Annotated in this window: 22 protein-coding genes; 12 read left to right on the top strand and 10 right to left on the bottom strand. The window is 67.1% G+C overall.

Features of this window, described 5'->3' with window-relative positions:
* The coding region (locus NR101_RS18335; protein WP_256777394.1) for an autotransporter outer membrane beta-barrel domain-containing protein at positions 1–1,168 on the bottom strand (1,168 nt) is incomplete at its 3' end.
* 487 nt (positions 1,169–1,655) lie between these two features.
* Between NR101_RS18335 and NR101_RS18330 the strand changes: the two genes are divergently transcribed.
* Positions 1,656–2,726, top strand: a complete 1,071-nt coding sequence (locus tag NR101_RS18330) for a hypothetical protein (RefSeq protein ID WP_256777395.1) — start codon at positions 1,656–1,658, stop codon at positions 2,724–2,726.
* 51 nt (positions 2,727–2,777) lie between these two features.
* Here the strand turns inward: NR101_RS18330 and NR101_RS18325 are convergent, their stop codons facing one another.
* Together NR101_RS18325 and NR101_RS18320 are read right to left on the bottom strand one after the other, a co-directional pair.
* Positions 2,778–3,746: a DUF2268 domain-containing protein gene (locus NR101_RS18325; protein WP_256777396.1), complete on the bottom strand. Its 969-nt coding sequence runs from the start codon at positions 3,744–3,746 to the stop codon at positions 2,778–2,780.
* Positions 3,747–3,958: 212 nt separating this feature from the next.
* Positions 3,959–4,540, bottom strand: a complete 582-nt coding sequence (locus NR101_RS18320; protein ID WP_256777397.1) for a hypothetical protein — start codon at positions 4,538–4,540, stop codon at positions 3,959–3,961.
* A 472-nt stretch (positions 4,541–5,012) separates the two neighbouring features.
* Here NR101_RS18320 and NR101_RS18315 point away from each other — a divergent pair, with 472 nt between their 5' ends.
* The 3 genes from NR101_RS18315 to NR101_RS18305 all read left to right on the top strand — a co-directional run bounded on the left by NR101_RS18315 (position 5,013) and on the right by NR101_RS18305 (position 10,191).
* Positions 5,013–5,525, top strand: coding sequence for a nuclear transport factor 2 family protein (locus NR101_RS18315; protein WP_256777398.1), 513 nt, complete (start codon positions 5,013–5,015; stop codon positions 5,523–5,525).
* Between the two features lie 378 nt (positions 5,526–5,903).
* Complete coding sequence (locus NR101_RS18310) at positions 5,904–7,355, top strand: SulP family inorganic anion transporter (RefSeq protein WP_256777399.1); 1,452 nt, start codon at positions 5,904–5,906, stop codon at positions 7,353–7,355.
* 220 nt (positions 7,356–7,575) lie between these two features.
* Positions 7,576–10,191 (top strand): methyl-accepting chemotaxis protein, encoded by a 2,616-nt coding sequence (locus NR101_RS18305; RefSeq protein WP_256777400.1) that lies wholly within the window; start codon positions 7,576–7,578, stop codon positions 10,189–10,191.
* 35 nt (positions 10,192–10,226) lie between these two features.
* Here NR101_RS18305 and NR101_RS18300 read toward each other — a convergent pair whose 3' ends face one another.
* The 4 genes from NR101_RS18300 to NR101_RS18285 form a co-directional block, all read right to left on the bottom strand.
* On the bottom strand, positions 10,227–11,351 hold the full coding sequence (locus NR101_RS18300) for an acyltransferase (protein ID WP_256777401.1): 1,125 nt from the start codon (positions 11,349–11,351) through the stop codon (positions 10,227–10,229).
* Positions 11,352–11,467: 116 nt separating this feature from the next.
* The gene (locus tag NR101_RS18295; protein ID WP_256777402.1) at positions 11,468–12,559 is read right to left on the bottom strand and encodes an ArsO family NAD(P)H-dependent flavin-containing monooxygenase; all 1,092 of its coding nucleotides are present in this window, start codon (positions 12,557–12,559) and stop codon (positions 11,468–11,470) included.
* Positions 12,556–13,119 (bottom strand): DUF1003 domain-containing protein, encoded by a 564-nt coding sequence (locus NR101_RS18290; RefSeq protein ID WP_256777403.1) that lies wholly within the window; start codon positions 13,117–13,119, stop codon positions 12,556–12,558. Before NR101_RS18290 ends, NR101_RS18295 begins: the two co-directional genes overlap by 4 nt.
* A gap of 146 nt (positions 13,120–13,265) precedes the next feature.
* A complete protein-coding gene (locus NR101_RS18285; protein ID WP_256777404.1) occupies positions 13,266–13,655 on the bottom strand; it encodes a DUF2628 domain-containing protein in 390 nt (129 codons plus the stop codon).
* A 175-nt stretch (positions 13,656–13,830) separates the two neighbouring features.
* On the opposite strand from NR101_RS18285, the gene NR101_RS18280 reads away from it, so the two are divergent.
* Entirely contained in the window at positions 13,831–14,031 is a 201-nt protein-coding gene (locus tag NR101_RS18280) for a hypothetical protein (RefSeq protein WP_256777405.1), read from the top strand.
* 46 nt (positions 14,032–14,077) lie between these two features.
* Here NR101_RS18280 and NR101_RS18275 read toward each other — a convergent pair whose 3' ends face one another.
* Entirely contained in the window at positions 14,078–16,114 is a 2,037-nt protein-coding gene (locus NR101_RS18275) for a TonB-dependent receptor (RefSeq protein ID WP_256777406.1), read from the bottom strand.
* A gap of 496 nt (positions 16,115–16,610) precedes the next feature.
* Between NR101_RS18275 and mdoH the strand changes: the two genes are divergently transcribed.
* From mdoH to hemC, 5 genes are read left to right on the top strand one after another with little or no spacing between them, the layout of a single operon-like run.
* Entirely contained in the window at positions 16,611–18,518 is a 1,908-nt protein-coding gene (gene mdoH, locus NR101_RS18270; RefSeq protein WP_256777407.1) for a glucans biosynthesis glucosyltransferase MdoH, read from the top strand.
* A gap of 54 nt (positions 18,519–18,572) precedes the next feature.
* Positions 18,573–19,238, top strand: coding sequence for an alpha/beta hydrolase (locus NR101_RS18265; RefSeq protein ID WP_256777408.1), 666 nt, complete (start codon positions 18,573–18,575; stop codon positions 19,236–19,238).
* A 3-nt stretch (positions 19,239–19,241) separates the two neighbouring features.
* Positions 19,242–20,288 (top strand): sensor histidine kinase, encoded by a 1,047-nt coding sequence (locus tag NR101_RS18260; protein ID WP_256777409.1) that lies wholly within the window; start codon positions 19,242–19,244, stop codon positions 20,286–20,288.
* Between the two features lie 10 nt (positions 20,289–20,298).
* On the top strand, positions 20,299–21,027 hold the full coding sequence (locus NR101_RS18255; protein WP_256777410.1) for a LytTR family DNA-binding domain-containing protein: 729 nt from the start codon (positions 20,299–20,301) through the stop codon (positions 21,025–21,027).
* Positions 21,028–21,036: 9 nt separating this feature from the next.
* Positions 21,037–21,948, top strand: coding sequence for a hydroxymethylbilane synthase (hemC, locus tag NR101_RS18250; protein ID WP_256777411.1), 912 nt, complete (start codon positions 21,037–21,039; stop codon positions 21,946–21,948).
* A 210-nt stretch (positions 21,949–22,158) separates the two neighbouring features.
* On the opposite strand, the gene NR101_RS18245 is transcribed toward hemC, so the two are convergent.
* Positions 22,159–22,935: a DUF481 domain-containing protein gene (locus NR101_RS18245; protein WP_256777412.1), complete on the bottom strand. Its 777-nt coding sequence runs from the start codon at positions 22,933–22,935 to the stop codon at positions 22,159–22,161.
* Positions 22,936–23,053: 118 nt separating this feature from the next.
* Positions 23,054–23,671: a hypothetical protein gene (locus tag NR101_RS18240; protein ID WP_256777413.1), complete on the bottom strand. Its 618-nt coding sequence runs from the start codon at positions 23,669–23,671 to the stop codon at positions 23,054–23,056.
* A 93-nt stretch (positions 23,672–23,764) separates the two neighbouring features.
* On the opposite strand from NR101_RS18240, the gene NR101_RS18235 reads away from it, so the two are divergent.
* Entirely contained in the window at positions 23,765–24,730 is a 966-nt protein-coding gene (locus NR101_RS18235; protein WP_256777414.1) for a YafY family protein, read from the top strand.
* Positions 24,731–24,852: 122 nt separating this feature from the next.
* Complete coding sequence (locus NR101_RS18230) at positions 24,853–25,647, top strand: MetQ/NlpA family ABC transporter substrate-binding protein (RefSeq protein ID WP_256777415.1); 795 nt, start codon at positions 24,853–24,855, stop codon at positions 25,645–25,647.
* Positions 25,648–25,667 lie beyond the last annotated feature (20 nt).

The raw sequence follows: 25,667 nt of genomic DNA, 5'->3' as shown, positions 1-25,667 counted from the left end.
CACTGCTGTCGCCGCCGATGACCAGCTTGTCCGAGGCGGCATCGTCGCCGGCCAGTGCGGTATTGAACAAAAGCGTGCCGCCATTACCGCTGTAGTTGCCGCTGACGTTCAACGTATTGAATGCACTACCGTCCCCCAAAGCGATTTCGCTGCCGGCACCCAGCGCAAGCGTGCCGGCGGAGCTGCTATCGGTCAGCTGCCAGCGCGCGTTCTCCAGAGCCATCGATGTGACATTTCGCGTCGCACCCATCAACGTTGCGCCGTTGAAGAGCGAAACGGAGATGACACTTGCACCCATATTGTCAATGTTGCCTTGCAGTTGGCTGTTATCGACCGCCAGGCTCACCTCGGCCCCATCGCCGTTAACCAGAGCGATATTGCCGTCGCCACCACGGAGCTGAGCGCCATTGCGAATCGTGAATGCTGCGAGGAAGGGATCACGGCTTCCATCTGCATCAATGTAGATGGCGGCGCCAGTTCGGCCTTCCACCGTAGACCCATCGATAACGACATCTGCGGGGTCGTCAGGGGTGAAGCGGACATCAAACTGCCCGGCAATGCCGTAGGTGTCGCCAATGATGGTGCTGCCGTTGCGTGCAAGCACATTGGCGCCACCTGCCAGCCAAAGACCCGAGCCAGCATCGAAGGGATCGCTGGCTGATACAGCGCTGCCCTCGACGCTGCTGGCGTCCAATTCGAGCGTGGTCCCACCGGAAACAACGGCCCCTATTCCTCTGCCTGAGAGAACGCTACGCAGGATGCGCGCCGCGCCGCCCCCACCCGTAGTGGGGCCCGAGGCGTAGTTCACACTAAGCGCACGTCCAGACTCGCTACGCACCGTTGTATCCGTCATCTGCAGAATCGAGTCGCCAATGACTCGGATTCCCAAAGCCGAACCCGAGGCAGAGATGAAGGCACTGGCCTGATTGAACGTGACGTTTGAGCCTACGGATGCGTTGACGTCCAGCGTACTGGCGCCGGGGCCGACGACAAGTTCTGCGCCGCTGAGCGTCCAGCTCTCTGGCGTATCTCCTGCGTTGACTTCGGCGCGTTGTCCTGGGCCGAGTGTGCCCGCGACTGCGGGACTGGAAAAACCAAGAATTAGGCAAGCAATGAGCGGATTCAGCTTCATGGAAAGAAGCTTGGAAGCAGGGGAGTGGACAGTCATGGGAACTCCATTAGGTGGACACGCAATTCGGTCAGGCCGTCCCGGTCACAACGTGGCGGCATGGGAACTCGGTAATCTGTGTTACTCACACACCGCGCCAAGCCGTGCACGCGCGCTACGGGAGGTGCTATGCCGTTGAAGGCGTAGATCGGTCAATTGACCGCATCGACGAACATCCGGGCATCGATTAGTCGAAGCTACGGTTGCGGATCTTGCTCACCTGTCTGGGGTCCCTCCATACAACAAGTTGCGATTCTCTGAAACTGAACGAAACCGTTGGCGGGCATTCATTCTTGGGCAACCGCCGTGATGCAGCTGTTTAGGCATTCATGGCTACGGGTGCGCCACCGATTGCAACTCGCATCGCGCGGACTGTCCCAGGTGGCTCGCTACGGCACCCCTGCGCGGCCCCCTGCCGATGGGCACGTTGTGGAACCGTCGGCACCATGCTCGAATCAGGCCACCCGGTCGTCCAGGAGCATGTCGGATGTCATTCAGATCCCAGGCACGGCACTTCGTGTGCATGGCCGTTCTTGTGCTGGCGCCCCAGTGGGCCAGCGCCCAGGCGGGCGACCCGACGCGCCAGGCGCCTGCGTTGGTGACGGTGGGCTACGACGACGCCTTTGATCTGTTCAATCTGCTGGACAACCTGCCCGATTGGCTGCCTGGCTACACCAACGCGATCTACCAGCAGGACTGGAAGCGCGGGTTCGGCCTGGATGCGAAGGATCGGGCCGCGCTCGAGGCATACGCGCGGTTTCGTCAGCGCACGTCTCCCATGGCCCGTGATGACGCGGGCAAGCGGCCCCTCGCGGATAGCCTGTTCGCCGGCAGCGATACACGCATTGGCGACCCATACACCGGCTACTTCCAGAACGCGGCGTCCTTCACCGCTGCCACCGAGGCCGCGATCGCCGCGCAGGCACCTGGCGACCGCGAGCTGTTGCGGCGCTACTACGCGCGCTTTGCGCCCCGTGCGCGCGCGCTGCTGGCCGGGACGGCGCGCTTCAGTCGACAACAGGAGGCGTTGACCAGGGAAATGGCGGCGCCGGAAGCCGCCGCGTTTGCGTCGCGCATGCGCACCTTCTACGGCGCCGAGGCGGCGCCCCTCTTCCACGTGCGCTTCGTATGGTGGCCATACGCGGACCGCACCCAGGCCAAGCTTCGCGGTGGCTCCATCGTGCTGTTCTCCGAACTGGGCGTGGAGGAGGACTGGGCACCGATCGTGCTGCACGAGTACGCGCATTTCCTGTCGGCGGGACTGCCCGCAGCCAATCGAGAGGCGTTGGCTGCGGCGTTCGCGCGGCGGTGCCCGGGTGCCCTGGCGCTGCCCAATCCGTTGAACGCACTTGAAGAGCCGTTGGCCATCTACTGGGGCCAGTACCGGTTCGAACGGGAAGTGCGTGGAAAAGCGTTGTCCAGCGATGCGTCGTGGTACATCCAGCCGCACGCTGACCGCGCAGCCAAGGCCATCGCGGTGGCGTTTCCGGCCGATCGTCCGGCGCCGGCGCTTGCCGTGGGGCCGCTGTTGGAGGCGGCCGCCTCGGCCTGCGAGTGAGGCCGAGCGATTGCTGCCGCCCCGTCATGGCGGATGGCTGATTTCCATCAATCAGTGGAAATATCCCGACCGCTCGATCAGCGCATCCACCGCCGCCACATCGTCATACCGCAGCTCCAACAGCGTGGCGATCGCGTTGGCCTTGTCTGGCTGTGCCGCGTAATACGCGCTGGCGATGCGGTAACCGACGTAATACCCCAGGTCGCTGACCCCGAAGCGGTTGCTGCTGCTGTTGTACAGCCAGTCGCGGTAGTCATTGCCACGTCGGTCGGCCAGGAACTGCTGCTTGAGCCGCGCCTCATGGGCCGGGCCGTACACGTACAGCGGAAGGTCGGGCTTCTTCCCGGTGACAAGCTCGGCCACCCGCTCCGCCACGCCTTCGCGCAGCGCGTATTGGGCCAGGGTATCGCCGGCCTCGACCTGCTGGGTGTGGATGTACTCGTGGATGTTGTTCTGGCCGTTGTTGTGGAACGGCTGCGAGGCATAGAACGTGCGCAGACGGGTCTGCAGCGGTTCGGGAAGCTCGGATACGTCGACACTGGCGTCGCCCAGGGCGAGTTCGGCACCGATCAGCACCTTGTCGTCCAGGGTGGTTCCGCCGGTGCGCAGCACGCCGATCGCGTAGGTGATGGTGGCCGGGCGCAGGGCCGGATACAGGCGTTTGAGCTGGGCCAGGTCAGCGTCGAGGGCGGCGGTTGCGGCCAATGCACGGCCGGTCAGGGGGCGCACCGAGGCCCAGTAACGCGGCCAGGCATCGATTGCCGCCACGTACTGCTCGCCGGTGTAGCCGCGTGCCTCCATCAACGCATGTAGGCCGGGCGTGCCCTTGTCGATGTAGAGCGTCTGGATGCGCTGCAGTTTGCGTGCGGGATCGGTTTCGCTGCGGACCGCATCGTGGGCGATCCAGAAGTTGTCGATGTCGCGGGTATATACCTGCGGCGGGGCTGGCTGAGCTGCGGCGGTCACTGTCAGCGTGCCTGCAATGAGAAAGGCGGAGAGTCTTTGCTTCCATACCGTCATGTCATTCGCCTTGCCGGTGGGTATCCACCGTTGGATGCGGGAGCGAGTCAGAAGGTTTAATTCGTGTTTGGTTGGGTGCTGCCGGCTTTGGTCGCAGCGGCGATTTCCGCATCCGCGCACCTGTTGGCCTGGCCGGCGGTGATGTGGAGCGTCCGCCGTGTTCGCGGCGGAGCAGCGCCGACAACGCGCGCCCCCCCCATGGCGCACGGAGTTCAGCGCAGCAACGAACGCGCCTGGTCGATACGCCACGTGCCGTTCAACGCGAGCACCACGGCGACGTTGCCGCACAGCAGGACCTCCGCTTCGTTGTCCTGGCGCAGGCAGCGGTCGGCACCCGGCAGCAGGAGTACCTCGACCTCCCCGATATAGTCATGCCGGTCGTGGTGGCGGGCACGCACCCTCGATCGGTACGGTCCACGCACCGTGCGTGCGACCGGGCGGTTGCCGGCGGTGCGGGCTGCCCGGGCCAGGTCGATGACGTTGCCACGCGGCATCCGCCAGACGACGGGCTGGCCGAACCAAAGCAGCGCGTCTGTTTCGCGGGGATGCAGCGCACGGGTGGCTGGCGTGCGGCTCAGTACCTGCCATTTCCTTCCGTCACGTCCAACCCCCCGCAACGCGGGGAAAACCGGCCATTTTGCCATCGGGCAAGACGCGTGCGCGTGGGAGGGATGGTGGATGGCTGTGCGCGTGCGTCGCGGTTCGGCCTGCCGGCATACGACCGATACCGGCGTCATCACTGCACGGAACAGGCCGGTGTACGCCACCGACGGCGCGATGGCGGCAACGGGCAATGGGCAACGGGCACCCTGCGGGCGCGCGAGGTGCGGCGGCGCTCGTTCCCGCAAGCGTTGCGCTTGCCGATGGTCAGCCAGGGTGAAGTGGCCGAGCCGACCAACGGTCGGCTCTACCAGGTGGCGCCCGCCGACGGCGGCGCCTGGAGACGATCAGGTCGGTGCGAAACCCTTGCTGGTCTTCTTCTCATTCTTCTCCGCCTTCTTTTCCTTGGCGGTCTTGGCGGGCTTTTTCTTCTGCTCTTTCTTGCTGTCCATGCTCTTGGCCATTGCGGTGTCTCCGTGGTGATTGCGCGGAGCATGGCACAGTTGGAGGCAGGTCGACGCATCGGCAGTGATGGCGGGCCCTTTGGCACTTGAAGGTCGTGCCGCCGCATGGGAAAAGTGGTGGCCACGGCGAGGTCCTGGCCAGACCACCGGCAGGGTCCGCCCTCCGCCGCGCCGCCACCTCTCGATGAACAGGGGAACTGCCATGAAGCCGCTCCAATCCGCCAGCATCCTGCTGCTCCTGACCATCGGCGCAGGCGCCGCCTGGGCCGCGCCGACCAGCGCCGAGGCCACCGGGGCAGACCTTTCCCGCACGATCACCGCGCTCGACCAGAAGGTATTCGACGCTTACAACCGCTGCGATCTGGATACGTTCGGCCGCTATTTCTCGCCGACCGTGGAGTTCTACCACGACACCGGTGGGGCCACCTTCGACCGGGCCACGGTGGTGGCCAATACGCAGAAATACATCTGCAACAAGGTACGTCGCGAGTTGATCCCCGGCACACTCAAGGTGTATCCGATCAAGGACTTTGGCGCGATCGAGGAAGGCGAGCACCGCTTCTGCGAGCTGGCCAGCGGCACCTGCGAAGGCAGCGCCAAGTTCGTCATGGTCTGGCAGTTGAGCGACGGCCAGTGGCAGCTGACGCGGGTACTGAGCTACGGGCACCGCGCGCTGACGGATGCGGAGAAGACCGCGCTTGGTGGCGCTAAATAGCGCTAATCAGTGCCATTCAGCGCACCGCATGCTGCTACGGCGTGTGCACGGACACCACGCTGTAGCCCAGCCAGACTCCCTACGCTGGCTGCGAAGTAACACCCTTGCTGATGCGTCGCCCTGAGCGACAGTTGCAGTACCCGCGCATGGCACGCGCCGAGACATCGAGCACGCAGCGGTTCTGCGCCTGCGCCGGTTGAGCCGGGCCGGTGGCTGCGCTATCCTGCGCGCCGCTTCCGCCCCCCCTGCTGGATTGTTGTGATGACGCCACCCTGATACCGCGTTGACCACGCGCCCGTGCCACGGCCGGGTCCAGGGAGTGCCTTGTCCTCATCACACAACGCGCCGTGCGCATCGCCGGTGCGTGGAGCTTTTTCCATGTCTGTTTCCTATCCGCTGCGCCAGCAATGGCTCGGCAATATCCGCGGTGACCTGTTGTCCGGCACGGTGGTCGCGCTGGCCCTGATTCCCGAAGCGATCGCGTTTTCGATCATCGCCGGGGTCGACCCCAAGGTGGGGCTGTACGCCTCGTTCTGCATCGCGGTGGTGACCGCCATCGCCGGCGGGCGCCCGGGCATGATCTCGGCGGCAACCGGGGCGATGGCGCTGGTGATGGTCGATCTGGTCAAGGACCATGGCCTGCAGTACCTGCTGGCGGCGACGATCCTGGCCGGCGGATTGCAGCTGCTCGCCGGAGCGCTGAAGCTGGGGGCGCTGATGCGCTTCGTGTCGCGCTCGGTGATCACCGGCTTCGTCAACGCGCTGGCGATCCTGATTTTCCTGGCACAGCTGCCCGAGCTGGTCGGGCGCTCCTGGCATGTCTGGGCAGTGTGTGCCGCCGGGTTGGCCATCATCTACCTGCTGCCACGCGTCACCCGCGCGGTGCCCTCGCCGTTGGTGGCGATCGTGGTGCTCACCGCGCTGTCGATCGGCCTGCACTGGGATGTCCGCACGGTGGGCGACATGGGCGCGCTGCCTGACAGCCTGCCGGTGTTCCTGTTCCCGGATGTGCCGTTGACCTGGGACACCCTGCGCCTCCTGCTGCCGGTGTCGGCGACGCTGGCGGTGGTGGGGCTGCTGGAATCGATGATGACCGCGCAGATCGTCGAGGACATGACCGATACACCCAGCCAGCGCAACCGCGAGTGCGCCGGGCAGGGCCTGGCCAACATCACCGCCGGCCTGTTCGGTGGCATGGGCGGCTGCGCGATGATCGGCCAGTCGGTGATCAACGTGTCCTCCGGCGGGCGGGGCCGGCTGTCGTGTCTGGTGGCCGGGGTGCTGCTGCTGTTGCTGGTGGTGTATGGCGCCGAGTGGGTGCGGCAGATTCCGATGGCGGCACTGGTGGCGGTGATGATCATGGTCAGCATCGGCACCTTTCATTGGCGCTCGTTCCAGGAACTGCGCCAGCACCCCAGGAGCTCGTCGATGGTGATGCTCGCCACCGTGGCCGTGACCGTGGCCACCCACGACCTGGCCAAGGGCGTGCTGACCGGGGTGCTGTTGTCGGCACTGTTCTTCGCGCGCAAGGTCGGACGGATGCTGCAGGTGGAGGATGCCGTCGAGGCGGACGGCACCCGCGTCTACCGCGTCAGCGGGCAGGTGTTCTTTGCCTCGGCCGGGCAGTTCGCGGCCAGTTTCGATCTGCAGGAGGTACCGGCTCGGGTGGTGATCGACCTGGCCGATGCGCACTTCTGGGACCTCAGCGCGGTGGCGGCGCTGGAGCGGGTGGTGGAGCGGTTGCGCGCGCACGGCGCGCAGGTGGAGGTGCGTGGGCTCAACGCCGCCAGCCAGACCGTGGTCGAACGGCTCGGGCGGCGCAGCGCCTGACGGGGCGCGACCCGGTCAACACTGAACAGGGTCAGGAAGTGGTCCTCAACATCGGCGCGCGGGCGCCGTTATCCAGCTCAATGCCCCGATACCTCCGAGATCGGGGCAAGGGTCGGGCGTGAGTTGCACCGCGCCGACCTGGACCGCAATGGATTGCGTGAAGCCGTAGTTGGCGCCCAAGGGCGCCGGCTGATCCGTACCCCTTTCCGGAACCGCCCCCATGCCCGCGTCCCGCACCACTTCCCCGCGTCCCGGCAGCATCGCCAACCGGCTGATGCTGGGTACCGCGCTGATCGCCATGCTCTGCTTCGGCGTCACTGCGGCCATCAGCTACCACGAAGCCAGCCAGGCGCTGATCGAAGCCTCGCGGCAGACCATGCAGAGCCAGGCCGATGCCGAATCGCGCCGGGTCGGTGCGGAACTGGCCGCCGCGTTCTCCACCAGCCAGGCGCTGGCCGACAGCCTGGTGGTGCAGCACAGCGCCGGGACGCTCTCGCGCGCGACGGCATCGCAGGTGCTGCAGCAGCAGTTGCGCTCGCACCCTGAGTGGGTGGGTCTGGGCACGTTGTGGGAGCCGCAGGCGTTCGATGGCAAGGACGGCGAATTCGTCGATGCCCCGGCGCACGACGCCAGCGGCCGCTTCATGAGCTACTGGTCCTGGCAGGACGGCACCCCGGTGGAAGACGCGCTCAAGGGCTACGACGTGCCCGGTGACGGCGACTGGTACCTGCGCCCGCGCGCGCTGAAGCGGCCGACCGTCGCCGAGCCGTACCGCTATGAGATCGCCGGCAAGCCGGTGCTGATGACCACGCTGTCCACCCCGGTGCTGGACAAGGGCGAATTCCTTGGCGCGGTGACCGTCGATGTCGGCCTGGCCACGCTGCAGGAACGCCTGGCCGCGCTGCGCCCGATGGGCGAGGGCCATGTGGAGCTGATCTCCCCCGGTGGCATCGTGCTGGCGGCCAAGGACGCCAGGGAAATCGGCAAGCGTCGCGACGATGCGGCCACCCGCGGCATCCTGGCTGCGGTCGCAGCGGACAAGCCGTTCCAGGACTTCAATGAGGACGCCGCCGGTGACGTCAAGGCGTACGTGCCGCTGCGCATCGGCAACAGCCAGGAGCGCTTCGCGCTGGGCGTGATCGTGCCGCATGACCTGATCACCGCGCAGGCGCGTGCGCTGCTGTGGATCATCCTGGCCGTGGGCCTGGGTGCGGCACTGGTGCTCAGTGCCAGCGTCTACGTGCTGCTGCGCCGTCAGGCCATCCGCCCGCTGGCCGATGCGGTGCGCCTGTCCGTCGACGTGGCCGAAGGCCGCCTGGACACGCCGCTGCCGCCGCCGCGCAATGACGAAGTGGGCCGGCTGCTGGAATCGATGCAGCGCATGCGCAGCCAGCTGCAGGCGGTGATGGCCGCGCAGGCCGACATGGCCCAGCGCCATGAGGCGGGCGAGCTCAGCTACCGGATGGATGCGCAGGCCTTCCCCGGTGCCTACGGGCGCATGGTGGACGACAGCAACCAGCTGGTCGGGGCGAACATCGCCGTCACCCGGCGCCTGGTCGAGGTGATGCAACGCTATGCGGTCGGCGATCTGTCCCAGGACATGGATCGCCTGCCGGGCGAACAGGCAAGCTTCACCGAGGCGATGGACACCACCAAGGCCAACCTGCGCGCGATCAACACCCAGATCCGCGACCTGGCCGGCGCGGCGGCGCTGGGCGATTTCAGCCAGCGCGGCGACGTGGTGCGCTTCGACCACGACTTCCGCGGCATGGTCGAGAACCTCAACACCATGATGCAGGTCAGCGACGACAACCTGCAGCAGATCTCCGCACTGCTGCGCGCGATCGCCGCCGGCGACCTCACCGCGCGCATGCAGGGCGAGTTCCACGGTGTGTTCGCGCAGATGCGCGACGATGCCGATACCACCGTCACCCAGCTGACCGACATCGTCGGCCGCATCCAGCAGGCCACCGACAGCATCAACCTGGCCGCCGGCGAGATCGCCTCGGGCAACAGCGACCTGTCGCGCCGCACCGAGCAGCAGGCCGCGAGCCTGGAGGAAACCGCGGCATCAATGGAGGAGTTGACCTCTACCGTGCGGCAGAATGCCGACCACGCCGTGCAGGCCAACCAACTGGCCGCCAATGCAGCCGAGGTGGCGTCGCAGGGTGGGCAGGTGGTGGGCCAGGTGGTGACCACCATGGCCGGCATCGAGTCCTCGTCCAAGCGCATCGCCGAGATCATCTCGGTGATCGATGGCATCGCCTTCCAGACCAACATCCTGGCCTTGAACGCGGCGGTGGAAGCGGCGCGCGCGGGTGAGCAGGGGCGCGGTTTCGCCGTGGTCGCCTCGGAGGTGCGCGCGCTGGCGCAGCGCTCGGCCGGTGCGGCCAAGGAGATCAAGACCCTGATCGACGACTCGGTGGACCAGGTGACCCAGGGCTCGGCGCTGGTGCGGACCGCCGGGCGCACGATGGAAGACATCGTCAGCGGCGTGCGTCGGGTCAACGACATCATGGCCGAGATTTCGGCGGCCTCGAAGGAGCAGTCGGCCGGCATCGAGCAGGTCAACCAGACCATCACCCAGATGGACGAAACCACCCAGCAGAATGCCGCGCTGGTCGAAGAGGCCACTGCCGCCGCGCGGGCGATGGAGGAACAGGCGCAGCAGCTGGGCACGGCGGTGGCGATCTTCCGTATCGAGGCTGCCGCAGGCCGTTCGGCACCGGGGGGCCGGCGCGTGTCAGCGCCGGCCGGGCGGGTGTCCGCCGCTGCGCGCGGTGCCGCCCGCGCGCCGATGGCGGCCGTGGCCGGTGACGACTGGCAGACGTTCTGAGCACCCGGCGCGCCTTGGATCGGCGCGCATGCGGATCAACGCGTGGGATCGGTGCTGCCCGTGGCAGCGGTGCGATGGCCGTTGATGGCGGCCAGCACCCGATGCCCGGCACGGATGCCGGGCACTTCAATCAGGCGATAGCCCACGTAGGCCAGTGGCACTGCGATGGCCAAGGTCAGTACGGCGCATAGCAGGTAGGCCAGATCGGCCTGCGGTACCAGCAGCTGGATGCGCCGGAATACGGGTATCAACAGCGCCACGACGATGGGGTGCGCCAGATACAGGGAATAGCTGATCTGGCCCAGGTAGGTGGTCACGCGGTTGACCACCAGCGACAGGGGAAATCGCGACATGCCGATCAGCAGTGCGGCATACGCGGCGCCGAACAGTATCCAGCCGATGCCGGCACTCACGGCGGCGCGCGCGCTGCCCCAGGTCAATCCCACCAGCAAGAGGCCCGTGCCGACCAGCACCGTCATGCAGCAACGGCGGACAGGGTTGGATGGCATTGCCTGCAGGGCCATGAACAGGTGGTAGGCAAGCAGGCCGTACAAGAACACGGGCAGGTGGCGCAGCAGGCCGTAGTCGCCTACCGCTGCTACACCCGCCGGACCCAGCACCCCTGCTCCGGCCAGCAGGCTGGCCAGCGTACCCAGGACAGCGGCGCCCCAGGCGCGCCGCGGGCGGTCGATGATCCGGAACAGCAGGGGAAACACGGCATAGAACAGCATCTCCACGCCGATCGCCCAGCTCGCCCAGACGATGCCGGCCTCCCATCCTTCGAAGAGGTTGAAGGTGAAGGTGACGTTGGCCAGGATTTCAGCGCTTGGATGACCCGCATGGCTGCCGCGACCGTCGCGCCAGATCGAGAAGGCCAGCAGCACGAAGAACAGCGGTGCGATACGGAACACCCGATGCAGGTAGAAGCTGAGCAATGGGGTCGGCGTGCGTGCATGGCGCGGCATCGTGTATGCCAGCGAGAAGGCACTGATGACGAAAAACAGCGCCACGCCGGTGCCGCCCATCGCCAGTACCGCGCCCATCACCGCTCCCGTCGCAAGCGTGGGTGACGGCATCGCCATGACGTGGAACAGCACTACATAGACGGCAGCCAGACCGCGTAGGGCATCCAGGAAAGCGAGTCGGTTTGGTGCGGCCATGACGGTCCTTGTCCAGGCGGGCGGCGATCATCGTCGGCTCGGCAGATCGCGCACAGAATGGGAGAAATGATCGGCGCATGCTACCACCGGCGTACCGCGTCGCCCGGTGTGGCTACTCACTTTGCCGACGCCACGCCCAGATACGCCTGCACCTCGGCCACCGTACTGCGCGCGCTGCGGGTCACGCCGATCAGCGTGGCCGAGGCCATTCCGGTCCACTCGCCGTAGCCCACCAGCCAGAGTCCGGGCAGGTCGCGTGCGGCGGTGCCATCCAGCGCCACCCGGCCGTCCACGTCGATCACGCCAAGCGCGTCCAGGTGTTCGAGGGCCGGGCCGAAGCCGGTGCACCACACGATCGCATCGAAGGTGCGTTCGCTGTCATCGGCCCAGCGCGCACCGCGTGCGGTGAGGGCATCAAACATCGGCAGGCTGTGCAGCACGCCGCGTGCGCGTGCATCACGAACACTGTCGACCATCACGATGTCGCCCAACCCGCCGCTCGGCGGAGGGGGCGTCTGTCCGGCCTGCAGCGCGCGCCAGCGCTCGGTAGCGCGCTGGAACAGTACGTGCCCGTCCACATCGTCGGGCAGGAAGCGTGGGGGTGTCAGCGTGATCCAGTCCGAGTGTGCATGCTGCGACAGTTCCGCGTGGATCTGCGCGCCCGAGTTGCCAGCGCCCACCACCGCCACGCGCTTGCCTGCCAACGCGTCCGGGCCACGGTACTGCGCCGAATGCAGCTGCAGCCCGTTAAACGCCGCCTGGCCGGGGTAAGACGGCCACTGCGGGTTGCGCCAGGTGCCGGTGGCGCTGATCACCGCACGGGCATGCCAGTGGCGGCCATCATCGGCGATCAGCGCAAACCGGCCATCGAGGCGCTCCACGCGCTGCACGCGTACCGGTCGCTGCACCGGCAGTGCGTAGCGTTGCTCATAGCGGCGGAGGTAGTCCACCACTGCATCGCGATCAGGGTAGCTGTCGGCAGGCAATGGCATCGGCCAGCCGGCGATACCACTGGAGGATGCCGGCGAGAACAGCCGCAGCGATGGCCACGCGTGCTGCCACGCGCCGCCCGCCGAGGGTTCGGCATCCAGCAGGCAGAACGTCAGGCCGCTGCGACGCAGGAAATAGCCCAGCGCCAGTGCGGCCTGGCCGCCGCCGATGACCACCACGTCATGGGTCATCGCGGCGAGGCGGCCCGCGCGGTTCACGCCTCGGGCGGGGGCGTCGGTACGCGCGCCACCAGCTCGCTCAGCAGGTCGATCTGGCGTTGCTGCTGCTGCAGGATCTGCAGCAGCGTGTCATGGCTGACCGCATCCACTTTTTCATGCAGCGACATGATTTCCAGCTCGGCCTTGAGGTTCACCTCGTAGTCGTAGGCGGCCATCTGCCGGTCCTTCATCGCCTGCCGGTTCTGGCTCATCATGATCACCGGTGCCTGGATCGCCGCCAGCATGGACAGCATGAGATTGAGGAAGATGTAGGGATACGGATCGAACGCTGTCTTGCCCAGGATCTCGCTGTTGAGCGCCACCCAGATCACCAGGGCGGCACCGAACAGCAGGATGAAGTGCCACGACCCACCGAAGCTGGCGACCTTGTCGGCCAGCCGCTCGCCGAAGGTGGACTGCTCGGCCAGGCGACGGTTGGGGTCATCGACCACCACGCGCCGCCCGATCGCGCGTTTGGCGACGGCGTCCAGGTCATGGGTCTGTCGGCCCAGCCAGCGCGCGGCGCGTTCGAGGCGATCATTGTTCGGCGTAGTAGACATGCTGGACTCCAGGACGCGGTTGCCGGCAGGGTGATCGGCGCTGGGGAAAGGACGGGTGAGGGTCGCGCCGCGGCCCATGCGGCAGAACGAAAAGGCCCGGTCTTTCGACCGGGCCCTGGATCAACGTCAATCCTGCAAGGCAGCGCTTACCAGCGCATGCCCGCAAAGGGGTTCCAGCTGGTGTCGCCCTTCACTTTCTCCAGGTAATAGGAGTAGTTGGTGGTGAGCGCGATGAGCAGCGACCAGGCGATGCCGACGCCACGGCCGACGACGTCGGGCATGAACGACACCAGGATCATCAGCACGATGGTGATGCCCAGGATGGTCAGCGCCTTGCGCCACATGCCCAGGATGAGCAGGTAGATCCAGCTGAAGAACAGGGCGAAGAAGTTGAAGTTGACCTTGATCTTCTGGCCGAACGGCAGCTCCTTGTAGGCGGCCTTGAACGCCGGGGTATTGGGCGCGCCGTAGGTGTTGAAGAAGTTGAAGCGGAACTGCCACTTCGGGCTGAACTGAGGGGTAGAGGTGGAATCCATATCCGTCTTATGTGGGTTGTAAACGGTTACATGATAGCGGCTGCCTATGTGCGGCCGCCAGTTTTCTGTCGCGCCGGGCGGGTTATCTGCCGTAGTGCAGAACCCGTCACACATCTGTCCGCAATTTCATATAGGGTGCGCATTCCGCGCGGCAGGGGGCCCCGCGGGAATTGGAATGCAACGAGATAACCAGACCATGTCCAGTGTTGTGATCACCGCTGAGCGTCCGCAGGCAGGCCCGCGGATCGCGCCGTGCCCGCAGGCTACCCAGGCCCAGCATCTGCTGGCGCACCTGCAGTTTTCCCAGCTCGGTTCGCGTGCGCTGACCAAGCCGCCGCTGGATGCCGACATCGCCGTGGCGGCGACGCCGGCCTGATCGGCCAGCGCGCGGAGCAGGCTCCGCGCGCTGCATCAGCGTCGCCTCAGAAGCGCGCGGTCATCCCCAGGAAGTAGCTGCGCCCGGCCACGAAGTAGTCGGTGGCGCCTTCGGCATACAGCTTCTTGTCGGCGATGTTGCTGACGCCCGCGCGCACGGTCAGTGCGTCGTTGACGTGCCAGGCCGCGGTCAGGTCGTACAGCGTGTAGGCCTTGATGAAGGTGCTGGCCACGCCATCCTGCTTGCCGGTGTACTGCGCCGAGACCGTGGTCGAGAACGCATCGATCGGGGTCCAGTCCACCGACGAATAGCCGGAGAACTCGGGGGTGTCGATCAGGTTCTCGCCGGTGGTGAGGTTCTTGGCCTCCTTCATCCAGGTGGCCGAGGTACGCCAGCGCCAGTGCTCACCCAGGCTCAGGTTGAAGTTGCCTTCCATGCCGCTGGTGCGGGCGCGGTCGACGTTGTCCATGCGCGTCCACCAGTACCCGTTGAAATAGCCGAGGGGTTCGTACTCGATCTTGTTCTTGAAGTCGGTATGGAAGTAGGTCAGGCCGGTATCGACGGTGCCGTTGTCGAAGTTGAAGCCGACCTCGCGGTTGGTGCTGGTTTCCGGGTCCAGGTTCGGGTTGCCGGCCATGTAGCAGCTGCCGCTGATGTAACCCAGCGGGCGCAGCGAGCCGCAGCCGCGGCCACCGGATTCGGTCGCGGCCGAGGCGGCGTTCTCGGTCAGGCTGGGGGCGCGGAAGCCCTTGGAGATGCCGCCGCGCAGGGTCCAGCTTTCGGCCGGATGGTAGACCAGGTACGCACGCGGACTGACGTGGCTGCCGAACTGCTCATGGTGGTCCAGCCGCGCCCCCAGGGTGAGGGCAAGCGTTTCGTGCAGCTTCAGTTCGTCCTCGACGAACACCGCCCAGGTATCCACCTCCAGCGTCGAGCCTGCCACCGGGTTGCCGGCGTAATCGATCGGGGCCTGGCCGATGGTGTCGGTGTTGGTCAGCTGCTGGCGCTTCCACTGGCCGCCGACGCTCAGCTGGTGATCCACCCACAGCGTGAACGGCGTGCTCAGGCTTCCCTCCAGGATCATGTCCTTGGCCTGCGAACGCCCGTTCGGACCGATGTCGTTCTTGAACTCGGTCCAGTAGCCGGTGACCTTGGAGGTGCCGAAGGACCAGTTGCCGGTGTGGCTCAGCGACAGGCTGGTGCGCTTGAGCTCGCTCGCGCCCCAGGCACCGTCGCCCTCGTCTTCCAGCGTGGTACTGGCGAAGGCCTGCTGCACGCCGTAGCCGGCCTCCAGCTCCAAGCGCTGCGCCTCGCTCAGCGTCCAGTCCAGCAGCGCGTCGACGTTGCGGTCCTTTTCACCGCCATACGCATTGCCGTAGACACCACCGTTGCTGCGGTCGGAGGCGCGGTGAGTGTAGTTGGCCCCCAGGCGCATGCCGATGTTCTCGGTGAGCGGGCCGGAGAAGTTGGTGCCGATCTGCTGGGTATCGCCGCGCTTGCTGTCCTGCGGGGAGGTGTAGCTGTGCGTCGCGCTGCCGCCCCAGGTGTCACCGATGCGGCGGGTGATGATGTTGATCACCCCGCCCATGGCATCGGACCCGTACAGCGAGGACATCGGGCCGCGCACCACTTCGATGCGCTCGATCTGGTCCGGCGAGATCCAGTTGAGGTCCTGGCGGCCAAGATCGGGGCGATAGTTGGTCGAGGCCGAGCTGCCCACGCGCTTGCCGTCGATCAGGATCAACGTGTAGTTGGAGGGCATGCCGCGCAGCTTGATCTTGGATTGTTCGCCGGCGGCGCTGAGACCGCCGGTGACGCCGGGAACGCGGCTGAGCAGGGTGCCCAGGTCATGCACGGGCTGGCGTTCGATGTCTTCGCGGGTGATCACGCTGATGCTGGCCGGCGCATCCTTGATCCACTGCTGGTTACCCGAGGCGGTGACCACCACGGTATCCAGGTCCTTGGCGGCAGGATCGGCGGCAACCTCGGCCAGGGCGATGCCGGGGCTGGCCAGCAGCAGGCAGATGGCGACGGCGAGCGGGGCGCGGACCGGCCGCGCGGGGGAGGAGCAGAAAACAGACATGAGGGTCTTCCATGGAGGGAAATGGATCCCCGACCGGGAAGCGTCTGGCGATGTCAGTACGACGAAAGCAGGCAACCCGACCGGTGGGACTGCGCACGGCGGAGTGCCGGCGCGTCTGGGTGGGTAGTGCGGTATCGCATGCCTGCCTGGTTAACGGAATGATAACCGTTTACAAAATGAATGGGCAGAGGTCCACGGCGCAAGGCCTGCGGCTTTCCGTCGCAGCCGAGGCACGCCCGGATTTGCTGAATGGGGACAAATCGACACACCAGCCTTCGCGCGCGGCTTACATTTGGCCCCCTATGCTGGGCCGCATTTTTCGCCTCAGTCCCGTTGGAGAGTTCGTGGGTTCCGGTAGTGACACACAACAGCTGGGTGCCGGTCACGGCCCTGCGCAGGTAGGATGCAAGGGCGCCGCTGGGCGTACCGGGATCTGGATGACCCTCTCCGCACCGGGCATGTCCGGGATGGCACCACTCACGCAGGATAGCCGCCGATGAGTGTGCAATCAGTCAAGACCGTGGTGGACGCCGGGCGCGCGACGCTGCCGGCCGAAGCGCCGATGCCGATGCCCGAGCAGTCCTTCCGCGACGGCCGGCTGAAGGTGCCGCGCCAGCGCACCGCACCGCGGTTGATGGCGCTGCGCCGCTTCTACATCCTGGGTGGCACCGCGGCGATGACCATCGGCGCCACCGTGATGATGTGGAAAGTGCTGGCGATGAACGGCATCACCGTGCTGGAGGCGTGCCTGCTGGTGCTGTTCGTGGCCCTGTTTGCGTGGATCGCGCTGTCTTTTGCCGGGGCGGTGGCGGGCTTCCTCACGGCGGTGTTCGACCGCGGCTACAAGCTGGGCATCGACCCGGACCAGCCGCTGCCCGTGGTGCATACCCGCACCGCACTGCTCATGCCCACCTATAACGAAGACCCGCGCCGGCTGCTGGCCGGCCTGCAGGCCATCTACGAATCGGTGGCCGAAACCGGGCAACTGGCGCAGTTCGATTTCTTCGTGCTCAGCGATACCCGCCGCGACGACGTCGGCGCGGCCGAGGAACAGGCCTTCGCCGACCTGTGCGATGCGGTGGGTGGGCATGGGCACCTGTTCTATCGTCGCCGTGGCGACAACAGCGGGCGCAAGGCCGGCAACATCGCCGACTGGGTGCGCCGCTTCGGCGCGGGCTACCCGCAGATGCTGATCCTGGACGCGGACAGCCTGATGACCGGGGACACCATCGTGCGCCTGGTGGCCGGCATGGAGCACAACCCCGACGTCGGCCTGATCCAGACCCTGCCGGCGGTGATCGGCGGGCGGACGCTGTTTGCGCGCATGCAGCAGTTCGGCGGCCGCGTGTACGGGCCGGTGATCGGTCGCGGCGTGGCCTGGTGGCACGGTGCCGAGAGCAACTACTGGGGCCACAACGCGATCATCCGTACCGAAGCCTTCGCCGACAACGCCGGCCTGCCCGCGCTGCCCGGCAAGCAGCCGTTCGGCGGCCACGTGCTCAGCCACGATTTCGTCGAAGCCGCGTTGATGCGTCGCGGTGGCTGGGCCACGCACATGGTGCCGTACCTCAAGGGCAGCTACGAAGAAGGCCCGCCCACCCTCACCGACATGCTGGTGCGCGACCGCCGCTGGTGCCAGGGCAACCTGCAGCACGCCAAGGTGGTCCGCTCCAAGGGCCTGCACTGGGTCAGCCGCATGCACATGATGATCGGCATCGGCCATTACTTCACCGCGCCGATGTGGGGGATGCTGATGCTGGTGGGCATCGCCATCCCGCTGTTCCAGGGCGGCATCGACTTCAACGAAGTACTGCATCTCTCGCCCGGCGTTTACTGGCGCCACCAGGACGAAGAGAAGGTGATCCGCATGTTCGCCATCACCATGGTGGTGCTGTTGACCCCCAAGGTGCTGGGCTACGTGGCAATGCTGCTCGACCGCGTCGATCGGCGTGGCTGTGGCGGCGGCATCCGCGCATTCGTGTCGATGCTGCTGGAAACCGTGCTGGCTGCCCTGATGGCGCCGGTGGTGATGTACGTGCAGTCGCGCGGCGTGGCCGAGGTCCTGGCCGGCAAGGATTCGGGCTGGGATGCGCAGCAGCGTGACGATGGCGGCATCTCCTGGCCGGCGCTGATCCGCGGCTACGGCGGGCTGAGCGTGTTCGGGCTGTTCATGGGCGCGTTGGCCTATGCGGTGTCGCCCTCGCTGGCGGCCTGGATGGCCCCGGTGGTGATCGGCATGGTGCTGGCCATCCCGGTGGTGGCGCTGACCTCCTCGCGCAGCGCCGGCACGCTGATGCATCGCCTGCGGCTGATGGAGATTCCCGAAGAAACCGCACCGCCCAAGGTGCTGGTGCGCGCCGCGCAACTGCGCCGGACAGCGGCCGAGCACACCACCGCGGGCTGACCGGCAGGCCCGGCGGCGCTGCATAATGCGGCTTCAATGTCTTGGAGTCGCCCCATGCTGGACAGCGTCATCAATGAAACCGGCACCGACCCGCAATGGGCGGTGCTGTGGCTGCACGGCCTCGGTGCCGACGGCAACGACTTCGCGCCGATCGTGCCCGAACTGCTGCGCCCGCACTGGCCGGCGATCCGCTTCGTGTTCCCGCATGCGCCGGTGCAGCCGATCACCATCAACAACGGCGTGCCGATGCGGGCCTGGTACGACATCGTCAGCATGGACTTCCGCTCGCGTGCCGACGCCGCCGGCGTGGATGCGTCGGTGCAGGCGCTGGATGCGTTGATCGAGCAGCAGATTGCCAGCGGCATTCCCGCCGAGCGGATCCTGCTTGCCGGCTTCTCGCAGGGCGGTGCGGTGATCCTCAGCGCGGTGCTGCGCCGCACGCGCCCGATCGGTGGGCTGATCGCGCTGTCCACCTACCTGCCTGACCCTGAAAATGCGGCTGCGCAGCGTGCGCCCGACGGCATCCGGCCGCCGGTGTTCATGGCCCACGGTACGCAGGACCCGGTAATCCCGCAGGCGATCGCCGCGCAGACCGCGCAGACCCTCAAGGACCTCGGCTTCCCGCTGGCGTGGCATTCCTACCCGATGGCCCACCAGGTCTGCGCCGAGGAACTGCAGGCGCTGGGTGACTGGCTGGACGCGCGTTTCCAGGCCGCCTGAGCCATGACCGATCCCCGCCAGCTGCCCTGGTTGCCCGAACTGTGCCGCCTGCCGCGGCTGGCGGCGATGCTCGGCCTGGCCGAACTGGTGGTGGTGGTGGTCGCGCTGGCGCCGGACGGCAGCCGTCACTGGCGCCTGTCCGACTTCCTGTCGGCCAGTGGCTTCGCGGTGTGGCTGGCGCTGGCGGTGACGGTATGCCTGTGCGTGGCGCGCACTGCGTTGTCGCGCCTGCCGGAGGCGGTCGGCACTGCGCTGGCGGTGACCATGACCGCATTGATCGCCGCGCTTTGCGCCGGCGTCGTGCATGGCCTGTACGGCGTGCTCGACACCCAGGGGTTCGCCCAGCAGGTCGGGTTCTGGCGCTTCACCCTGGGCAGCGCCACCATGACCGCGTTGATCGTCGCGCTGGCGCTGCGCTACTTCTACGTCAGCGATCGCTGGAGCGCGCAGACCGTGGCCAACGCGCGCGCGCAGGCCGATGCGCTGCAGGCACGGATCCGTCCGCATTTCCTGTTCAACAGCATGAACCTGATCGCCAGCCTGGTACGCCGGGATCCAGTCGTTGCCGAGCGCGCGGTGCTGGATCTGTCGGATCTGTTCCGTGCCGCGCTCGGGGCGGGCGAGGGGGATTCCACGCTGCGCGATGAGTGCGAACTGGCCGAGCGCTACCTGTCGATCGAATCGCTGCGGCTGGGCGAGCGGCTGCAGGTGCGGTGGGAACGCGACGAACCGCTGCCGTGGTCGCTGCCGATGCCGCGGCTGGTGCTGCAGCCGCTGGTCGAAAACGCCGTGCTGCACGGCATCTCGCGCCTGCCCGGGGGCGGCACCATCGTCATCGCGCTGTCCTGCACGGGCAACCAGCTGCACGTCCGCGTGCACAACCCGGCGCCGGATCCGCAGGCACGGGCGCTGCCGCTGGCACAGGGCGCCGGCCACGCGCAGCGCAGCATCGCGCACCGCCTGGCTTGGCGCTTCGGCCCGTCCGCGCGGATGACGGGGGCATGGAGCGACGGCTACTATGCCTGCGACATCACCGTTCCGGTGCCCTGAGGAAACAGACGTGAAGGTGGTCATCGCCGACGACGAACCGCTGGCCCGCGAGCGCCTGCGCAGCCTGCTGGCCGAGCAGCCCGGGGTAGAGGTGGTGGCCGAGGCCGAAAACGGCGAGCAGGCCCTGCATGCCTGTGCCGAACTGCAGCCGGATCTGGTGCTGCTGGACATCGCCATGCCCGGCCTGGATGGCCTGGAGGCCGCGCGTCACCTGGCCACCTTCGACCCGCGCCCGGCGGTGGTGTTCTGCACCGCCTACGATGCGCATGCGCTGTCGGCGTTCGAAGCGGCGGCGATCGACTACCTGATGAAGCCGGTGCGTCCCGAGCGCCTGGCCGCCGCGCTGGAACGCGCGCGCACCTTCCTGGCCGGCCGCAGCGGGCAACCCAGCGCACCCAGCCAGCAGGTGCGCACGCTGCTGTGCGCACGCCTGCGCGGCAGCCTGCGGCTGATCCCGATCGAAGACATCCATTACCTGCAGGCCGAAGAGAAGTACGTGGTGGTGCACCACGCCCGCGGCGAGGACCTGATCGAAGAATCGCTGAAGTCGCTGGAGGAGGAATTCACCAACCGCTTCGTGCGCATCCACCGCAACTGCCTGGTCGCCCGCCATGAGCTGATCGAGCTGCGACGAAATGGCGCAGGCCAGGTCCAGGCCGTGCTGCGCCATGGCAAGGCGCCGCTGGAAGTGAGCCGTCGCTGCGTGGCCAGCATCAAGCAGGACCTCAAGCACCTGTAAAATGGGGGCATGAAGACCCTGCGCATCGCCACCCGAAAGAGCCCGCTTGCCTTGTGGCAGAGCGAACACGTCGCCGACCGCCTGCGTCAGGCGCATCCGGGGCTGGACGTGGTGCTGGTGCCGATGAGCACCCGCGGCGACGAAGTGCTGGACCGCTCGCTGGCCGCGATCGGCGGCAAGGGCCTGTTCCTGAAGGAACTGGAGCTGGCGATGCTGCGCGGCGAGGCGGACTGTGCGGTGCACTCGCTCAAGGACGTGCCGATGGAGCTGGACGCGCCGTTCGCGCTGCCGGCGATGCTGACCCGCCACGATCCAGCCGATGGCTTCATCTCCAACCTGTACGCCTCGGTGGACGCGCTGCCGCTCGGCGCACGCGTGGGCACCTCGTCGCTGCGTCGCCAGGCCCAGCTGCGCGCGCTGCGCTCGGACCTGGAACTGCTGGACCTGCGCGGCAACGTCAACACGCGCCTTGCCAAGCTGGACAACGGCGGCTACGACGCGATCGTGCTGGCCGTGGCCGGGCTGGAGCGGCTCGGCCTGGGCAATCGCATCGTGGCCCGGCTCACCGCACCGGCGTGGCTGCCCGCACCGGCGCAGGGTGCGGTGACGGTGGAATGCAACGGCGAGGACGCCCAGGTGATGGCGCTGTTCGCCGCGTTGGACGATGCGCGTACCCGCGCCTGCGTGGAAGCCGAGCGTGCGATGAACCGCGCGCTGCATGGCAGCTGCCATGTGCCGGTGGCCGGCTTTGCCCAGTGGGAAGGCGAAGATCTTTTCCTGCAGGGCCTGGTCGGCGGCGTGGCCGATGGGCGCACCGTGCGTGCCGAGGCGCGTGGCCCTGGCAGCGATCCGGAGGGGTTGGGGCAGTTGGTGGCGCGTGGGCTGCTGGACGGTGGCGCGGGTGAACTGCTCGCGGTGTGAGGGGCGCGCTCAGCCGACCAACGGTCGGGTTTACGAGGTGTCGGCAGCCGACCAACGGTCGGCTCTACGGGGTGTCGGTGGCCGACTAGCGGTCGGGTTTACGGGGTGTCGGTGGCCGACTAGCGGTCGGGTTTACGGGGTGTCGGTAGCCGACCAACGGTCGGCTCTACGTTGACGCCGGGCTTGGGGGCGCGGATGCGCCCACGGCCGTCACTTGAACTTGTACACCACGTTCATCGTGGTCAGCGTGTCGGTCTTACGCTTGTCTTCGGCCACGTCGCTGTTGTAACGCGCCTGCCAGCCGGCCTTCAGCGCCAGGTGCTCGTTCATGCTCACCGACACGCCGAAATCGTTCTGGCCGAAGGTGTTGTACGAGCCCGATTCGACCAGCAGCGTGTTGACCAGGTCGGTATTGGGGGTCAGCGAATACTTGACGTCGAACAGGCCACGACCGATCAGGCCGGTGCGGGTGGCATCGTCTTCGGTGTTGTGCGTGCGACGCACACCGGGGCCGATCTGTGCGTCCATGTAGAAGCGGTCGCCTTCCACCAGCCGGGTGCCGTAACCCAGGCCGAACGAGCTCTGCCGGTCGTAGGTGGCGAAATCATCGCGCTCGTAACGCACCGTGGCGGTCAACTGGCGGTGCTCGCCCAGCTGCAGCGCGCTGCCGGCACTGCCGGTGTAGCGGTTGGCGGTGGTGTTGCTGCGCTTGATGGTGGAGCCGTCGTCGTTGGTTTCAATGTATTCCGAACGCGAACGCAGGCCGAACAGGTCCAGGCTGTGCACCCAGTCGTCGTCGGTGTAGCGCAGGCGCAGGCGGCCGTTGGCGCTTTCGGTGTTGCTGTTGCCGCGCGCCGAGGCGAAGCCGAATTCACCACCGCTGCCGCTCCATGGCGAGGTCATCGCGGCCGGGTCGGTGGTGTCCTGTGCGAAGGCCACAGGGGCACACAGCAGCAGGGGAACAAGCAACGAGACGCGCAGGGACATCAACGGTTCTCCGGATCGAACGGTGGGGGACGGGCAACGGGGAATGATACTTGATGCGTCCCGCGCGTAATTCCGCCATCGCCCCGTGCTTTAGCAGGGGTTCGGGCAGATCGCCTGTTCAGGGTAGTTCGATGCGCAGCGTGGGGTCATCGAAACGCGCGTAGCGCAACGTGATCCGGTAGGTCTGCCCATGGGTCTGGCCATCGCGCTCGATCTGCACCGGCAGGCCCTGTGCGTTGATCCAGTACAGCATCCCGTCCGGCGCGGCGCTGGCGTGACGCACGCGGTACTTGTGCGCCGGCTGCCCGCCGATGGCCTCGGTGCCAAGATCCTCCACCTGCAACTGGGCCGGGGCAAGATCGGCCGGCAGCGGGTTGCGCCACTGCGCCAGCAGGCCCGGCGGCACCGGCACCTGGCGCACTTCACCGGCACGCTGCAGGAAGAAGGTGTCGCCGATGATCAGCTGCGGGCCGTCGTCGGTCTGCAGCCGGTAGCGGTCCGGGGCGACGAAGTCCATCGTGGTCTCCACCGTGCGCGGCCCCTGCATGCGCAGGGTGGCGTGGAAGCTGCGCAGCTGGCCGAAGCGCTGGCTGGCACTCAGCACCGCCTGCACCGGATCGACCGCGACCGGCACCGTGCCCGGCGCCGCAGGCGCGACCGTGGCCGTCGGATCGGCGCTGCCCCCGCAGCCGGACAACAGCGCGGACAGGAGGATGGCAGCGGGCAACAGGCGCATGGCAGGCGGCAAGGGGTGGGTTTGGGGCCCTCACGATAGCCCAAGATGCGGCCGGAGCCGCCACAACGACGGCGACTCGGACATAATCGGGTCATGGACCGATATGAACGCATCAACGCCCTGCATCGTCTGCTGAAGTCCGCGCGCTATCCGGTGACGGTGGCGACCCTGCAGGAAAAACTGGAGTGTTCCCGCGCCACCGTCTACCGCGACCTGGCGTTCCTGCGCGATGCGCTGATGGCGCCGGTGGAGGGCGACGGCGAGGCCGGCTTCCGCTACCAGGACGACGAGAGCGACCGCTTCGAACTGCCGGGGCTGTGGCTCAGTTCCGAAGAGCTGCATGCGCTGCTGGCCTCCCAGCATCTGCTGGCGCGGACCGGTGGCGGCGTGCTGTCCTCGGTGCTGGCGCCGCTGCAGCAGCGCATCGAAGGCCTGCTCGCGGCCCAGGCCGGGGTCTCCACCTGGCCGGTCGACCGGGTCCGGGTGATCCCGCACCGTGGCCGCAAGTTCGACGAAGCCAGCTTCCGTGCGGTGGCCTCGGCGGTGCTGGAGCGCAAGCAGCTGGCCTTTGAATACCGCGCCCGCTCCACCGATGAGGCGACCAAGCGCACGGTCTCGCCGCAGCGCATGACCCACTACCGCGACAACTGGTACCTGGACGCCTGGGACCACGGTCGCGAGGGCCTGCGCAGCTTCGCGGTGGACCGCATCTACAAGGCGCGGGTGGTGGACACCGTCGCCCGCGATGTCGATGACAACGAACTGGACGAACAGCTGGGCGCCAGCTACGGCATCTTCTCCGGCCCGCCCAAGGGTTGGGCCACGATCGTGTTCAGTGCCAAGGCCGCGCGCTGGGTGGCCGACGAACACTGGCATTCCAAGCAGCAGGGGCGCTTCCTGGCCGATGGTCGCTACGAGTTGAAGGTGCCTTACAGCGTCTCGCGCGAGCTGCTGATGGACGTGCTGCACTACGGCTCGGATGCGGAGATCATCGAGCCGGTGATGCTGCGCGAACAGGCCAAGGCGCTGCTGGCGCTGGCGTTGACCAACTACGAGTAACGGCGCGGCGGGCGGACGCCCGTCCGCTTGGCTCATGCCCGCCGGTCATATGGCTATGGATACCGCACGGCCGGGGCGTACGGTATGGTTGGGCGCTATCGATGCCCCGGATACCGCCCCCCATGAAGAAGACCCTGCTGCTCCCGCTGCTTGCCGCCGCGCTGGCCCTGTCCGCCTGCGGCAAGCCCAACGCCGATTCCCAGAAGCTGGTGGTGGCCGCCACCGCCGTGCCGCATGCTGAGATCCTGGCGGTGGTCAAGCCGATCCTGCAGAAGGAAGGCCTGGAGCTGGACGTGCGCGTGTTCAACGACTACGTGCAGCCCAACGACCAGCTGGTGCAGAAGCAGGTGGACGTCAACTACTTCCAGACCGAGCCGTACCTGGACGCCTACAATCGCGACCGCAAGACCGATCTGGTCAAGGTCGTGGGCGTGCATATCGAGCCGTTCGGTGCGTACTCGCGCCGCTTCAAGTCGCTCGATGAAGTGCCCACCGGCGCCGACGTGGTGATTCCCAACGATCCGAGCAACAACAGCCGCGCACTGATCCTGCTGCACAAGGCCGGCCTGATCACGCTGAAGGATCCGACCAACGCCCTGGCCACCCAGCGCGACATCATCGCCAACCCGAAGCAGCTCAAGTTCCGCGAGCTGGATTCGGCGATGCTGCCGCGCGTGCTCGACCAGGTCGACCTGGCCCTGATCAACACCAACTACGCACTGGATGCCGGGCTCAATCCGACCCAGGATGCACTGGCGATCGAAAGCAAGGAGTCGCCGTACGTGAACTTCCTGGTCGCCCGCCCGGACAACAAGGACGATGCCCGCGTGCAGAAGCTGGCCAAGGCGTTGACCAGCCCGGAAGTGAAGGCCTTCATCGCCGAAAAGTACAAGGGCGCGGTGCTGCCGGCGTTCTGATCCAACGGCGGGCCGACCCA

Source organism: Stenotrophomonas sp. Ste86 (assembly GCF_024519465.1).
Classification (GTDB): domain Bacteria; phylum Pseudomonadota; class Gammaproteobacteria; order Xanthomonadales; family Xanthomonadaceae; genus Stenotrophomonas.
Note: the sequence above shows the minus strand (reverse complement) of the source record. Positions and strands in the feature narration are given on the sequence as shown.

What these genes read in the sequence shown, in the direction of transcription:
- NR101_RS18330 (WP_256777395.1), top strand. Translation starts at nt 1,656, where the DNA reads ATGTCATTCAGATCCCAGGCACGGCACTTCGTGTGCATGGCCGTTCTT.
- NR101_RS18325 (WP_256777396.1), bottom strand. Translation starts at nt 3,746, where the DNA reads ATGACGGTATGGAAGCAAAGACTCTCCGCCTTTCTCATTGCAGGCACG.
- NR101_RS18315 (WP_256777398.1), top strand. Translation starts at nt 5,013, where the DNA reads ATGAAGCCGCTCCAATCCGCCAGCATCCTGCTGCTCCTGACCATCGGC.
- NR101_RS18310 (WP_256777399.1), top strand. Translation starts at nt 5,904, where the DNA reads ATGTCTGTTTCCTATCCGCTGCGCCAGCAATGGCTCGGCAATATCCGC.
- NR101_RS18305 (WP_256777400.1), top strand. Translation starts at nt 7,576, where the DNA reads ATGCCCGCGTCCCGCACCACTTCCCCGCGTCCCGGCAGCATCGCCAAC.
- NR101_RS18300 (WP_256777401.1), bottom strand. Translation starts at nt 11,351, where the DNA reads ATGGCCGCACCAAACCGACTCGCTTTCCTGGATGCCCTACGCGGTCTG.
- NR101_RS18290 (WP_256777403.1), bottom strand. Translation starts at nt 13,119, where the DNA reads ATGTCTACTACGCCGAACAATGATCGCCTCGAACGCGCCGCGCGCTGG.
- NR101_RS18285 (WP_256777404.1), bottom strand. Translation starts at nt 13,655, where the DNA reads ATGGATTCCACCTCTACCCCTCAGTTCAGCCCGAAGTGGCAGTTCCGC.
- NR101_RS18280 (WP_256777405.1), top strand. Translation starts at nt 13,831, where the DNA reads ATGCAACGAGATAACCAGACCATGTCCAGTGTTGTGATCACCGCTGAG.
- NR101_RS18275 (WP_256777406.1), bottom strand. Translation starts at nt 16,114, where the DNA reads ATGTCTGTTTTCTGCTCCTCCCCCGCGCGGCCGGTCCGCGCCCCGCTC.
- mdoH (WP_256777407.1), top strand. Translation starts at nt 16,611, where the DNA reads ATGAGTGTGCAATCAGTCAAGACCGTGGTGGACGCCGGGCGCGCGACG.
- NR101_RS18265 (WP_256777408.1), top strand. Translation starts at nt 18,573, where the DNA reads ATGCTGGACAGCGTCATCAATGAAACCGGCACCGACCCGCAATGGGCG.
- NR101_RS18260 (WP_256777409.1), top strand. Translation starts at nt 19,242, where the DNA reads ATGACCGATCCCCGCCAGCTGCCCTGGTTGCCCGAACTGTGCCGCCTG.
- hemC (WP_256777411.1), top strand. Translation starts at nt 21,037, where the DNA reads ATGAAGACCCTGCGCATCGCCACCCGAAAGAGCCCGCTTGCCTTGTGG.
- NR101_RS18245 (WP_256777412.1), bottom strand. Translation starts at nt 22,935, where the DNA reads ATGTCCCTGCGCGTCTCGTTGCTTGTTCCCCTGCTGCTGTGTGCCCCT.
- NR101_RS18240 (WP_256777413.1), bottom strand. Translation starts at nt 23,671, where the DNA reads ATGCGCCTGTTGCCCGCTGCCATCCTCCTGTCCGCGCTGTTGTCCGGC.
- NR101_RS18235 (WP_256777414.1), top strand. Translation starts at nt 23,765, where the DNA reads ATGGACCGATATGAACGCATCAACGCCCTGCATCGTCTGCTGAAGTCC.
- NR101_RS18230 (WP_256777415.1), top strand. Translation starts at nt 24,853, where the DNA reads ATGAAGAAGACCCTGCTGCTCCCGCTGCTTGCCGCCGCGCTGGCCCTG.